Genomic DNA, 12093 nt, shown 5'->3' with positions numbered 1-12093 from the left:
GGGCTGCTTTATTTTGTATTCCAAAAACTTCTCTTCTATCCATCCTATCTAGACTGCGCTAAAGATCAGATATTTGAAACAAGGTGTTAGGTTGTCAAAGATTCTCAATCATTGATCAGTTAAACTCTTTGCTCGATTAATGGTCAAGGAAAGACAATGAGCAACACTCACGTAGAACCGCAGTGGCAGGACTCCAAAATTACCGCAGCACCAAGCAAAGTTCTTTGCGTAGGTCGTAACTATGTTGATCACATTGAAGAGTTGAACAACGCCATTCCCGAACATATGGTGGTCTTCAATAAGCCAAGTACCTGTGTGACCTCGACCTTAACCTCTTTCCATCAAGAAGCGCTTCACTATGAAGCGGAGATCTGTTTTATTGTCGAGCAAGGGCGATATATTGCTGTCGGTTTAGGTTTGGACTTGACTAAGCGAGAGTTGCAGAGCTACCTCAAAGGGAAGGGTTTGCCTTGGGAGCGAGCTAAAGCATTCGATGGTTCTGCTGTGCTCAGCCGTTTTGTCTCGACAGACGGACTGAATTTATCGGACCTTCACTTAGAACTCTTTATTAACTGCGTTCGAGTTCAGAAAGGGCACGTTTCACAGATGCTTTATCCACCGCAAACTATCCTTGAGGAGCTGAGTTCGTACACCACGCTGCTTGATGGTGATGTGGTTATGACCGGCACGCCAAAAGGTGTGGGTGAGGTTCATCAGGGTGACCTATTTTTGGGGCGCTTGAAATGTGGTGAGCAGACTTTGGTCGAGATAGAGTGGGTGGCTAAGTAACGAAAATGGTTCAGCAACAAAGCAGCTAAGTAAGATATCGAATGAATCAGTGACTCTGAATTTAGGGTTGCCGAAAACGAATGTCTTTCCAGTTACCGGAGCTAGACTAGAGGGTTAGGTTGATTAATTGCTTTGTAGTGGTTTTTTATTCGTCAAATTAGCAAGGTTTCAGTAAATTGCATCTAGTGTAAAGTGTCTGGTTGGTATAAAATTCGCCGTCTTTTTTATATCAACGCACAATTTAATGATCGATTTAGCCATACTTCCTGTTTACTTAACTGCCGTTGTTGCACTGCTTCTTCTTCCTGGTCCTGACATGTTACTGATCGCCAGCTCTAGTATGAGCTATGGGCGTAAAGTAGGCTTGTTTGCGAGTTTAGGTAACGCGACTTCAGGGATCATTCTTACTGTTTTAGCGGCGATGGGCGTATCGGCGTTGATAGCAATGAGCCCGCTTGCTCTAAAAGCATTGCATCTGTTAGGCGGAGCTTATCTGCTCAAAATGGGATGGGACTGTCTTCGCTCTGATCAAGGTGATGCTCCTGCGCTGAGTGATAATTCGGCAGCTAAAGCGTACTACCAAAGAGCGTTGATCAGTAATTTGCTCAATCCAAAAGCATTGGTGTTTTTTGTGATGTTTCTCCCTCAGTTCGTTTCAACTAACATTGAAGCGACATCGGGTGAACAAATGCTGGTGTTAGGCTTGCTGCTTAACTTATTAGGCTTAACCTTTAATTTCTTGCTGGTTGCGTTGGCAGGAACTTTGGGTAAACCATTGCTGGAAAATACGAAGTTTAGAACGTATCAGCAAAAAGTGATGGGTGGTGTGTTTGTGATCTTGTCACTGTGGATGCTGTCCTCATTTTTTGGTTAAGCGAAACCCAACTCAATGGAATAAAAATGGACGCTCAAGCGTCCATTTTTGTATCGAAATAGCAGTGACCGAGAGTCGCATTTCTCTTTAAACGCGGGCTTCAAAGCACTATTGGTTGAGTTCGCTCTGATGCTGTTCGATAAGCTGGCTCATATATGCCTCACCACGTTGAATCGCTTCAGAGTAGCTTTCACCCTGCTCATAAGCAGTGACCGTTTCATAGTACACCTTCACTTTAGGTTCTGTGCCTGAAGGTCGAACAATAATACGGGAACCATCTTCAAGGTGATAAATAAGGACATCACTTGCAGGGAGGTTGATCGCTTCCGTAGCGCCACCAACCGTAACACGTAAAGATGATTGAAGATCTTCAATAACTCTTATCGCAATCCCATTGATGGAGGTTGGCTGCTGGCTTCTCAATTTAGAGCCAATCGAAGGGGCGGTTGGGTCAAGCGCAATGCTGCGCTGAGCATTAGTATAAAGGCCGTGTTGCATGTAGATCTCAGCCAGCAGATCCCACACGGTTTTGCCTTGTGATTTGAGCTCCTCAACGAGTTGAGCAAATACTACCAGAGCGGACAAGCCATCCTTATCGCGGACTAAAGTCCCCATGGTGTAGCCAAGTGCCTCTTCATAGGCAAACAGAAATTCATTGTTTTCATCTTCTAACTGCATACCGACGTTAGTCAGCCATTTGAAGCCTGTTAAGGTTTGGAAGTATTTTGCTCCGTTCGAGTTTGCGACTTTTTCTAGCAGGGTTGAAGAGACGATACTGTTCCCAATCAGTTGCGTTTTCGTGTGTGCTTTGGCTGACAAATAGTGTGCGAAGAGTACACCAACTTGGTCGCCTGTCAGCATCTTGTAGCCACCGTCAGGAAGCTTAACCGCCACGGCAAATCTGTCTGCATCTGGGTCGTTAGCGCAAGCGATGTCTGCGTCGACACTTTCTGCTAATTGGACAACCAGATCCATAGCCCCTTTCTCTTCTGGGTTAGGGAAGTTAACTGTTGGGAAATGCCCATCCGGTTCACGTTGTTCAGCAACACTGAAGACCCTATGGAACCCATTGTCGTGGAGCAGGTCTTCTGCCATTTGTGCACCGACGCCGTGCATCGCGGTGTAGGCGATAACTGTTTCTAGATCGGAACCTTGTTTGTTGACGAAAGACGCTTGATTTACAGCTTGTCGATAAGCTTGGTAGTACTCTTCTGTTAGCCAAACCAGCCTCTCTTCTTTCTCTGCATCACTCAAGCTCATTAGCGGGATGGGTTTGGTTGCTGCGATATCGATCTCTGCAGCAATACCACTGTCGTGCGGTGGGATGATTTGTGCACCATTCTCCCAGTACACTTTGAAGCCATTGTACTCCGGTGGATTGTGACTTGCGGTAACAACGATACCCGCTGCCGCCCCAAAACGTTCAATACCAAAGGCGACGATAGGCGTTGCTGCTACTTTACTCGTCAGGTAAACCTTAAAGCCAAGCGCGCACAAAACAGATGCAGTATCGGCAGCAAACTGCTTTGAATCCAGTCGTCCATCATAACCAATAACAACGCCACGCTGCAGCGCTTGCGGGACATGGTCAGCTAAGTAGTGGCCTAAACCTGTTGCTGTTTCTTGAATCACCAAACGATTCATTCTGTTAGGGCCGCAACCCACTTTGCCGCGTAACCCCGCTGTACCAAACTCCAGTCTTTGACTGAATCGATCATCAATTTCATCGTGATTCTTCTCGTCAATCAGTTGTTGAAGTTCTTCGCGAGTTCTTGGCTCTGGGTCTCGCGCCAACCAGTTCATGGCATCTTGCATATTCATTAACCTTCTCGTTTTAAATCGGCGTTGCAATCAATCTAATTGATATTCATTCGCATTACCTTGAAGGCAATCGTAAAACTTGTGCAAACAGTGATAAAGGTTCGATTATTTGTTAAGGCACAAATTAAATAATTGAGCATTTTGTAACTCATATGACCTTGAATATTTGAGTATCGATAACTAGCCTTTTACATAAATATAACAAAAAGTAACAGCTTCGCTGTTTTTGAACCTTTTATCGAGTTTTCTCGGGGCTGTTAACGGGTCGTAGAAAGGTGTTAGCAACCAGCTTGTAAAGGTTGTTTGTCGGTTTTTTCCAAGTCTTTCATTTTTTAGGCGGCGGTTGCCGTTTGATAGCTCGCACATATCCAATACGGATGGATAGAGGAGAGATCTTTTGAAACGATTATTTCTGAGGTATGTACTGCTAATGGTCAGTGGTGCGTCACTGCTAATGGTCCCGCTTGCTCAAGCAACGAGCGAGTACAACATGACGCAAGGGGTAACGGAGATCAGTGGCAAAGTCTACGAGCTGCACATGCTGATCTTCTACATATGTTGTGCGATCGCTTTTGTTGTGTTTGGTGTCATGTTTTATTCGATATTGAGGCATAGGAAATCGAAGGGAGCCGTTGCCGCGCATTTTCACGAGAGCACCAAAGTCGAAATCATCTGGACCATCATTCCTATCATTATCCTTATCGCAATGGCGATCCCTGCCACTAAAACCTTGATTGCGATGGAAGATACCTCTCAATCGGATCTCACAGTCAAGATTACGGGTTCGCAGTGGAAGTGGCACTACAGCTATTTCGGGGAAGATGTCGAGTATTTCAGCTTACTGGCGACCAGTGACAAAGAGATAGAAGGTATTGAAACGAAAGGTGCGCACTATTTGCTCGAGGTAGACAAACCACTCGTGCTGCCGATCAATCGTAAAGTCCGATTCTTAATGACCTCGGACGATGTGATTCACTCCTGGTGGGTGCCAGCATTTGCAGTGAAAAAAGACACCATTCCGGGCTTTATCAACGAAGCTTGGACAAAAATAGATGAGCCCGGTGTTTATCGTGGTCAATGTGCCGAGTTATGTGGTCGTGCTCACGGCTTTATGCCGATTGTAGTTCAAGCCATGGAAGAAGATGAATTCGATGTGTGGCTGGCTGATCAGAAAGCGCTTGCGATTGCTGAGGCTCAAGCTGCGAAGGAAGCATTAGATGCGTCACTTTCTTTAGAAGAATTGAATGCGATTGGTGAGAAAGTTTATGCATCTCGCTGCGCTGTTTGTCACCAAGCAAATGGCGAGGGGATTCCGGGTGCGTTCCCTGCGATTAAGGGCAGTTCAGTGGCACTTGGAGATGTATCGGAACACATCGATGTTATCGTCTATGGCCGTTCTGGAACCGCGATGCAGGCTTTTGACAACCAACTCACAGAAAAAGAGATCGCCGCTGTGATTACCTACCAAAGAAATGCATGGGGTAACGATACGGGTGATGTTGTTCAAGCATCAGACATCAACACTTACAAGCAGCAAGTTGAAGGTGGGGGTGAGGATGCAGCCACCAACTCGAATGCAACGCCGAATAGCAAGGAGGCGATATGAGTTCACCAATTAACAAGCCGGTGAAGTCTGCTCCGGCTGAAGATTTAGCGGCCAGTCATACTGCTGATGACCTAATCGACGTGCCTGAGCATGACCATCACGAAGCGCCTAAGGGCTGGGCTCGCTGGCTCTATTCTACTAACCACAAAGACATAGGCACACTCTATCTATGGTTCAGTTTTGCGATGTTCCTGACGGGGGGCGCGATGGCCATGGTCATCCGGGCCGAACTGTTTCAGCCTGGGCTGCAGCTGGTCGAGCCTGATTTTTTCAATCAGATGACAACCGTACATGGGTTGATCATGGTGTTTGGTGCTGTTATGCCCGCATTTACTGGTCTTGCTAACTGGATGATCCCGATGATGATCGGTGCGCCAGATATGGCTCTGCCTCGTATGAACAATCTCAGTTTTTGGATCCTTCCTTTTGCTTTCCTCATTTTAATTGGATCATTGTTTACTGAAGGTGGTGGCCCAAGCTTTGGTTGGACTTTCTATGCGCCTCTATCGACAACTTATGGGCCTGATAGTACGGCGCTGTTTGTTTTCTCCGTCCATATCATGGGTATCAGCTCGATCATGGGCGCTATCAACGTCATTGTTACCATCGTCAATATGCGAGCGCCGGGTATGACATGGTTCAAGCTGCCAATGTTCGTTTGGACATGGTTGATTACTGCGTTTTTGTTAATAGCGGTGATGCCGGTACTTGCAGGCGCAGTAACTATGGTGCTAACCGATAAGTACTTCGGGACGAGCTTCTTTGATGCGGCTGGTGGGGGAGACCCTGTGATGTTCCAACACATCTTCTGGTTCTTTGGGCACCCAGAGGTGTACATCATGATCTTGCCATCGTTTGGTATCGTTTCAGCGATTATTCCGGCTTTCAGTGGTAAGCGTTTATTTGGCTACCACTCAATGGTTTATGCAACGTGCAGTATTGCAATCTTGTCTTTCTTGGTATGGGCGCACCATATGTTCACTACCGGGATGCCAGTCTTCGCCGAGCTGTTCTTTATGTATTGCACTATGCTGATTGCGGTGCCCACAGGTGTGAAGGTCTTTAACTGGGTAGCGACCATGTGGCGAGGGGCGCTGACCTTTGAAACCCCGATGCTGTTTGCTATCGCTTTTATAGTGCTCTTCACCATCGGTGGCTTCTCTGGATTGATGCTGGCGATTGTTCCGGCAGACTTCCAATATCACGATACCTACTTTGTGGTCGCGCACTTTCATTATGTTCTGGTGACTGGCGCGGTGTTCTCCATCATGGCGGCAGCGTACTATTGGCTGCCCAAATGGACGGGCAACATGTATGACCACAAATTGAGTTTGTGGCACTTCTGGACGTCGGTTATTTCCGTGAATGTTCTGTTCTTCCCAATGCATTTCCTTGGTTTAGCAGGGATGCCACGTCGTATTCCTGACTATGCGATTCAGTTTGCTGATGTGAATCAGGTGGTATCGATTGGTGGTTTTGCTTTCGGTTTATCGCAATTGATTTTCCTATGGCTGGTCATCAAATGCATCAAAGGTGGAGAACCAGCAGAGAGCAAACCTTGGGAGAGAGCGGAAGGGTTAGAGTGGACTGTCCCAAGTCCGGCACCGCATCATACCTTTACACACCCACCGAAAGTGGATTGAGGTGAGTATGAACAAACAATCGCGAAACGAACATACACAAGCTCAAAATAACACTACCAAGCGGTCAACCAAGAAACTGACGGCCTATTTGGTATTGAGTGTGATTGGTATGTTTGGCTTTGGGTTTGCTTTGGTGCCTCTGTACGACGTGATGTGTGAAGCTTTGGGTATCAATGGCAAGACTAATACTGTGTCTGCAGTTCAGCCTCAAGGTATGCAGCCCGATTACAGTCGCACTGTAAGGGTAGAGTTTATGTCGCACATAAAGCCGGATATGCCGTGGCAATTTGAGCCAGAGAAGCGAGTGCTTGATGTTCACCCTGGCGAAGTCATTCAGACTAACTACATCGCCACCAATATGTCTGGGCTGAATTTGGTTGGTCAAGCGGTGCCGTCGGTGTCTCCGGGCAATGGTGCAACTTATTTTAATAAAATGGAGTGTTTTTGCTTTAATCAGCAACCGCTGAACGCTAAGCAGAGTACCGAGATGGGGCTGATATTCTATATCGAGCCTAATATCCCAGATTCTATTCACACACTCACACTCTCTTATACCTTATTTAACATTACTAATGGGACGTCATCAGAGCAGGATGTAGTCGCGAAAAACTGAGCCGTCGCAAGAACCTGTATCAACAAAAGGAGTTGAGCAATGAGTTCTAAAAAGGAAATCTACTTTGTTCCGCATCAGAGTCACTGGCCGTTAGTTGGCGCTGTCGCTCTGTTTCTTGTTGCGTTGGGCTCAGGCTTAACGGTGCAAAATATGGGAACTGACGCAGTGGGTGGAGTATTTGGCAAAGTGATTTTGGTACTTGGCTTTGCGGTGCTGCTATACATGTTGGCAGGGTGGTTCAGTAATGTGATTACCGAGTCGTTAAGCGGCCTCTATTCCGAGCAAATTTCCCGTTCTTTCCGACAAGGTATGAGCTGGTTTATTTTTTCTGAAGTTATGTTTTTCGGTGCCTTCTTTGGCGCACTTTTCTATGCACGAATGATCTCTGTCCCTTGGCTAGGTGGTGCTGGGAATAATGAAATGACACATGAGGTGTTGTGGCCGATGTTCCAATCGATGTGGCCACTAACTACAACGCCAGATGGTGTCACTACGCAAGCGATGTCTTGGCAGGGGTTACCACTGAAAAATACCGTCATCTTATTGCTCTCGTCCGTGACACTGCACATGGCGCATCTCAGCCTTGAAAAGAACCAACGTATGGCGCTAACGGTTTGGTTGGAAATTACGATAGTGCTCGCAGGCTTCTTTCTTTTCTTTCAAGCAGAAGAATATATCCACGCCTACCAAGAGATGAATTTGACTTTGCAATCAGGCATCTACGGTAACACTTTCTTTTTACTAACTGGTTTTCATGGATTGCATGTCTGTTTAGGAACCATCTTTTTGATCGTGTTATTAGGGCGTGTAGCCAAAGATCATTTTACGCCTAAAGACCACTTTGCCTTCCAAGCGGGAAGTTGGTATTGGCACTTTGTAGATGTGGTTTGGTTAGGTCTATTTATCTTCGTTTACGTGTTGTGATTGCTCTAAAAATGGCATTGGAGCAATTAGTAAGGGCGCGGATTAGGCGTAATAAAGCCAGTCGCCATCGCGAGTAGTAATAGGACCACCACAATGGCAGAAAAAAACACACGTCGCCCAAGGAAATGACTCAGCTGTTTGCCATTGTGTTTGCTCGATGAAAACTGAAATAACGCTTTCATCAGGTTGAAAGCAATAACAAACAGAAGGGCGACCAGAAGGACTTTAAACAAGATTACGGATGTCGATGAAACCATGGTGTTAACCCCTAACGAAGCAAATCATCAAAACAATCAACGTCGAAATATCGGCGTGTGGGTGGTTGCTCTTTTAACTTTGGTTTCTGTCAGCTTATTAATCAAGTTGGGGTTATGGCAAAGAGAGCGTGGGTTGGAGAAGCAGCAGCTGGAACAACACTTGGCAATGAGAGCAACTCAGCCAAGTAAGCCACTGGTTTCTGTGTTAATGGACTGGGAAGGTTGGGCAAGTAGTATTGAGCGTGATGCTGCTTCTACAACGGCTTTAAGCAGTAAAGCTGAAGGCAGTGAATACTTAAAAATGCTGAATGGTACCAAAGTAACGGTGAACTTTGCTGAAGATCACGGGTTGATGTTCTTACTGGATAATCAAACGCATCAAGGCAGTGTTGGATACATCTTGTATCAGTTAATGCCTGTCGTTGGGTTCGCTGAGCCAAAGCACATGTTAGTAGATTTAGGGTTTGTCAAAGCTGGCAAAAAGCGTAGTGAGCTTCCGGTGATTGAACTGCCTTCGATGCCTCAACAAGTTTCAGGTCGTTTGTATGTTCGTTCTACTAACCCACTAAGTTCTGATTTGGCTTTAGAAGAGACCAAGCCGAAGCGTATTCAAAACTTGAATATCACAGCGATATCCGATTATACCGCTACAGATATTCTGCCTGTTTTGTTTCAACCGTTTCAGGAGGAAACTTGGCCTTATGAACTGCTTTGGCGGCCAACAGCGATGAAGTCGGAAAAACACTTTGGTTATTCAGTGCAGTGGTTTGCTATGGCGGTTGTATTGTCGGGATTGATGTTGCTCATAGGTTACCGTTTTTTTAGCAAGCGCGACAAAAGGGAGAATCACGATGAACAGTGATGAGCAAATGGCATTTGAGAAAAGACGTCGCAAAGGACGATGGCTACTTGTCGGGCTTGTGATTATTTTTGCTTTGCCAGCCATTATTGCGAAAACCGTTTTAGACCAACACTGGTACAACGAAGGGGCAACCAACACTGGTTTACTTATTGAACCTAGAGTGACGCTCAGTGATTTCTCTATAGATTTTGAAGATCCAAATCAGGGCTGGCTGATTGGCTATGTCGCCCCTCAAAATTGCAACCAACTATGCGAGCAGCAGCTTCATTACATTAAACAGAGCTATTTAGCCTTGGGTAAAAATCGTGAACGTGTGACGCCAGTGATCTTCGCTATGAGTTATGAAGGCAACAATACGGTTGACCAAGAGGCTTTCACACAAGTGATTAGCAATCAACAGCTTACTAATAGGCTTGGTGAAGCTTCTATTGTTGTCATCGACCCTCTGGGGCAGCTCGTCATGGTGTATGAGAGTGTTGCTCAGTCAGAAGAGCTAGTACCTCAGTCAAAAGGCCTAATTCATGATTTGAGAAAGCTACTGAAGCTGTCTCGGGTCGGGTGAGTTTCTATAAGAGTAGCGAGTTGTTTCACAACGGACAGGGAGATCGGTATTGATGATGAATTCAACCCCTAGATCATTGCTGTTACTGGTTAAAGTGAGCCTGATTCTAACGCTCATCGTGATTGTGTTGGGCGCATATACCCGTTTGTCTGATGCAGGACTAGGTTGCCCAGATTGGCCGGGTTGTTATGGCAAGCTTGTCGTTCCATCGGGTGAGTCGGCGGTCGCGAATGCTAATTTGTCCTACCCAGAACGAGCTTTAGAAGCGGATAAAGCATGGATTGAGATGGTACATCGTTACTTTGCCGGAACGCTTGGGCTGTTTATTTTTGCAATCGTTGCTTGGAGTGTCTCTAAGCGCTTAACCCCGATAGGATTGCCGTTGCTTATTGCCGCTACCGTTATCTTTCAAGCTCTGCTTGGGATGTGGACGGTGACACTAAAGCTAATGCCAGTCGTCGTAATGGCGCATTTGATGGGAGGCTTCACGCTTTTATCTTTGCTCAGCTTGTTGTATTGCCGTTTAAACAACATAGGGCAGGGGTTCGCACCATTTAAATCATTGTGGTTGAGGTTTTGGGCGAGCATCAGCCTTGTGGTTGTGGTCGGACAGATCTTACTAGGAGGCTGGACTTCATCAAACTACGCAGCATTAGTGTGTACGCAACTGCCAATTTGTGAAGGTAACTGGCTGGCTTATTTAGACTTTGATAAGGCGTTTGACCTTTGGCAAAGCGGGCACGACAACTACGAGTTTGGTGTATTGGAATACCCAGCTCGCTTGACCATACATGTCATGCACCGATTTGGCGCTATGGCCGCGGTATTAGTGGTGTTAATTACGGTTTATCAGCTCTGGTCTCAAGCGGGGCATGGACAAAGAAAGCTCGGCGTTATTTTAGCATTTGTACTGTTATGTCAGGTGGGGCTCGGTATCAGTAACGTCTGGTTCCATTTACCTATCTCAGTGGCAGTAATGCACAATCTGGTCGCGGCGCTATTGCTGGTTACATTGGTCGTGACCAACTTTTTGGTTTGGCAGCGCCAGACAAGAGACTTTTTATTGAAGGGAAGCGCATTAGGCGGAGGCAAGCATGGCTAGTAGAACGGATACTCATAATCAATTTGTACCATCGTCTAACACAGCTACACGAGAAAAAGCAGCATGGAGAGTCTATCTTACTTTGACTAAGCCTAAGGTTGTCGCATTGATGCTACTTACGGCGTTAGTTGGGATGTGCCTTGCTGTACCCAACGGCCTACCGTTTCAACAAACTGTGGTCGGGATGCTCGGCATCGGGTTAATGGCTGGGTCCGCTGCGGCATTCAATCATTTGATCGACCGAAGAATTGATGGGCAGATGAGCCGGACAAGTCGAAGACCACTACCTTCAGGAGAGCTAAGCAGTGCTCGTGTATTTATGTTTGCAGCGTCGATCGGTGTTATTGGCTTTGTTGCTTTAGCTGTGTGGGTGAACGCACTCACAGCATGGTTAACCTTTGCAAGCTTGTTAGGTTACGCGGTGGTTTACACTATGTATCTCAAGCGCGCGACGCCTCAAAATATTGTTATCGCTGGTATTGCTGGAGCTATGCCACCTTTGCTCGGTTGGACGGCTGTCACTAACGAGCTGCACTCTCATGCTTGGCTGTTGGTGATGATTATCTTTATTTGGACACCGCCTCACTTTTGGGCGTTGGCGATTCACCGTAGAGATGAGTACGCTAAGGTAAATATCCCGATGTTGCCGGTTACTCATGGCATTGAGTACACCAAGACATCAATCCTTCTCTACACGCTTTTACTTAGCGTGGTGTGTATTCTCCCTGTGTTGGTGGGCATGAGTAGTTGGATATACCTCAGTGCATCTTTAGTGCTCAATGGCGGTTTTGTTTACCACGCTTGGGTTCTGAAGTATCGCAGCAATGCCGCGAGCGCGATGCAAACCTTCAAATTCTCTATCTATCACCTAATGGTGTTGTTTGCCGCGTTACTGCTTGACCACTATTTGTTGTAAGTGCCAATGGTTAAACAACATTGCTTCAACGCTTAATGTTTACCAATAACACTGATACATCCGGTGTGAATACACAGTGGGTGTCTACGTAACCTTTGAATTGAGGTTATGGTTCTATTACCTA

At 46.2% G+C, this 12093-nt stretch carries 12 protein-coding genes; 10 read left to right on the top strand and 2 right to left on the bottom strand.

Features of this window, described 5'->3' with window-relative positions; genetic code table 11:
- Nucleotides 1-156 precede the first annotated feature (156 nt).
- Together AC6I7V_RS15850 and AC6I7V_RS15845 are read left to right on the top strand one after the other, a co-directional pair.
- Nucleotides 157-789, top strand: a complete 633-nt coding sequence (locus AC6I7V_RS15850; RefSeq protein WP_498012233.1) for a fumarylacetoacetate hydrolase family protein — start codon at nt 157-159, stop codon at nt 787-789.
- Nucleotides 790-1033: 244 nt separating this feature from the next.
- A complete protein-coding gene (locus AC6I7V_RS15845) occupies nt 1034-1663 on the top strand; it encodes a LysE family translocator (protein ID WP_255232502.1) in 630 nt (209 codons plus the stop codon).
- Between the two features lie 108 nt (nt 1664-1771).
- On the opposite strand, the gene AC6I7V_RS15840 is transcribed toward AC6I7V_RS15845, so the two are convergent.
- Nucleotides 1772-3478 carry a phospho-sugar mutase gene (locus AC6I7V_RS15840; RefSeq protein WP_255232777.1) on the bottom strand — a complete coding sequence of 569 codons (1707 nt, stop codon included), beginning with the start codon at nt 3476-3478 and terminating at the stop codon, nt 1772-1774.
- 436 nt (nt 3479-3914) lie between these two features.
- Here AC6I7V_RS15840 and coxB point away from each other — a divergent pair, with 436 nt between their 5' ends.
- The 4 genes from coxB to AC6I7V_RS15820 are packed head-to-tail and all read left to right on the top strand — an operon-like array spanning nt 3915 to nt 8270.
- Nucleotides 3915-5090, top strand: a complete 1176-nt coding sequence (gene coxB, locus AC6I7V_RS15835; protein ID WP_476756274.1) for a cytochrome c oxidase subunit II — start codon at nt 3915-3917, stop codon at nt 5088-5090.
- Nucleotides 5087-6733 carry a cytochrome c oxidase subunit I gene (ctaD, locus tag AC6I7V_RS15830; RefSeq protein WP_150868644.1) on the top strand — a complete coding sequence of 549 codons (1647 nt, stop codon included), beginning with the start codon at nt 5087-5089 and terminating at the stop codon, nt 6731-6733. Before coxB ends, ctaD begins: the two co-directional genes overlap by 4 nt.
- 7 nt (nt 6734-6740) lie before the next feature.
- Nucleotides 6741-7346 (top strand): cytochrome c oxidase assembly protein, encoded by a 606-nt coding sequence (locus AC6I7V_RS15825; protein WP_261883932.1) that lies wholly within the window; start codon nt 6741-6743, stop codon nt 7344-7346.
- A gap of 39 nt (nt 7347-7385) precedes the next feature.
- Complete coding sequence (locus tag AC6I7V_RS15820; protein WP_498012232.1) at nt 7386-8270, top strand: cytochrome c oxidase subunit 3; 885 nt, start codon at nt 7386-7388, stop codon at nt 8268-8270.
- A gap of 26 nt (nt 8271-8296) precedes the next feature.
- Here the strand turns inward: AC6I7V_RS15820 and AC6I7V_RS15815 are convergent, their stop codons facing one another.
- Entirely contained in the window at nt 8297-8527 is a 231-nt protein-coding gene (locus AC6I7V_RS15815) for a DUF2909 domain-containing protein (RefSeq protein ID WP_498012231.1), read from the bottom strand.
- Between AC6I7V_RS15815 and AC6I7V_RS15810 the strand changes: the two genes are divergently transcribed.
- The 4 genes from AC6I7V_RS15810 to cyoE are packed head-to-tail and all read left to right on the top strand — an operon-like array spanning nt 8526 to nt 11969.
- Entirely contained in the window at nt 8526-9389 is an 864-nt protein-coding gene (locus tag AC6I7V_RS15810; protein ID WP_498012230.1) for an SURF1 family protein, read from the top strand. The two genes, AC6I7V_RS15815 and AC6I7V_RS15810, sit on opposite strands and share 2 nt — an antisense overlap.
- Nucleotides 9379-9951, top strand: coding sequence for a redox-active disulfide-containing membrane protein (locus AC6I7V_RS15805; protein ID WP_498012229.1), 573 nt, complete (start codon nt 9379-9381; stop codon nt 9949-9951). Before AC6I7V_RS15810 ends, AC6I7V_RS15805 begins: the two co-directional genes overlap by 11 nt.
- A 52-nt stretch (nt 9952-10003) precedes the next feature.
- Nucleotides 10004-11053 (top strand): COX15/CtaA family protein, encoded by a 1050-nt coding sequence (locus AC6I7V_RS15800; RefSeq protein WP_498012228.1) that lies wholly within the window; start codon nt 10004-10006, stop codon nt 11051-11053.
- Complete coding sequence (gene cyoE, locus AC6I7V_RS15795; protein ID WP_255232510.1) at nt 11046-11969, top strand: heme o synthase; 924 nt, start codon at nt 11046-11048, stop codon at nt 11967-11969. The genes AC6I7V_RS15800 and cyoE overlap by 8 nt, the downstream gene beginning before the upstream one ends.
- Nucleotides 11970-12093 lie beyond the last annotated feature (124 nt).

Source organism: Vibrio sp. KUL70, from assembly GCF_059725515.1.
This window is presented reverse-complemented; position numbering and strand designations above follow the sequence as displayed.

Coding starts and splice junctions, on each gene's coding strand:
- AC6I7V_RS15810 (WP_498012230.1), top strand. CDS start 8,526: ATGGTGTTAACCCCTAACGAAGCAAATCATCAAAACAATCAACGTCGA.
- AC6I7V_RS15840 (WP_255232777.1), bottom strand. CDS start 3,478: ATGCAAGATGCCATGAACTGGTTGGCGCGAGACCCAGAGCCAAGAACT.
- AC6I7V_RS15825 (WP_261883932.1), top strand. CDS start 6,741: ATGAACAAACAATCGCGAAACGAACATACACAAGCTCAAAATAACACT.
- AC6I7V_RS15805 (WP_498012229.1), top strand. CDS start 9,379: ATGAACAGTGATGAGCAAATGGCATTTGAGAAAAGACGTCGCAAAGGA.
- AC6I7V_RS15815 (WP_498012231.1), bottom strand. CDS start 8,527: ATGGTTTCATCGACATCCGTAATCTTGTTTAAAGTCCTTCTGGTCGCC.
- AC6I7V_RS15820 (WP_498012232.1), top strand. CDS start 7,386: ATGAGTTCTAAAAAGGAAATCTACTTTGTTCCGCATCAGAGTCACTGG.
- AC6I7V_RS15800 (WP_498012228.1), top strand. CDS start 10,004: ATGATGAATTCAACCCCTAGATCATTGCTGTTACTGGTTAAAGTGAGC.
- ctaD (WP_150868644.1), top strand. CDS start 5,087: ATGAGTTCACCAATTAACAAGCCGGTGAAGTCTGCTCCGGCTGAAGAT.
- AC6I7V_RS15845 (WP_255232502.1), top strand. CDS start 1,034: ATGATCGATTTAGCCATACTTCCTGTTTACTTAACTGCCGTTGTTGCA.
- cyoE (WP_255232510.1), top strand. CDS start 11,046: ATGGCTAGTAGAACGGATACTCATAATCAATTTGTACCATCGTCTAAC.
- AC6I7V_RS15850 (WP_498012233.1), top strand. CDS start 157: ATGAGCAACACTCACGTAGAACCGCAGTGGCAGGACTCCAAAATTACC.
- coxB (WP_476756274.1), top strand. CDS start 3,915: ATGGTCAGTGGTGCGTCACTGCTAATGGTCCCGCTTGCTCAAGCAACG.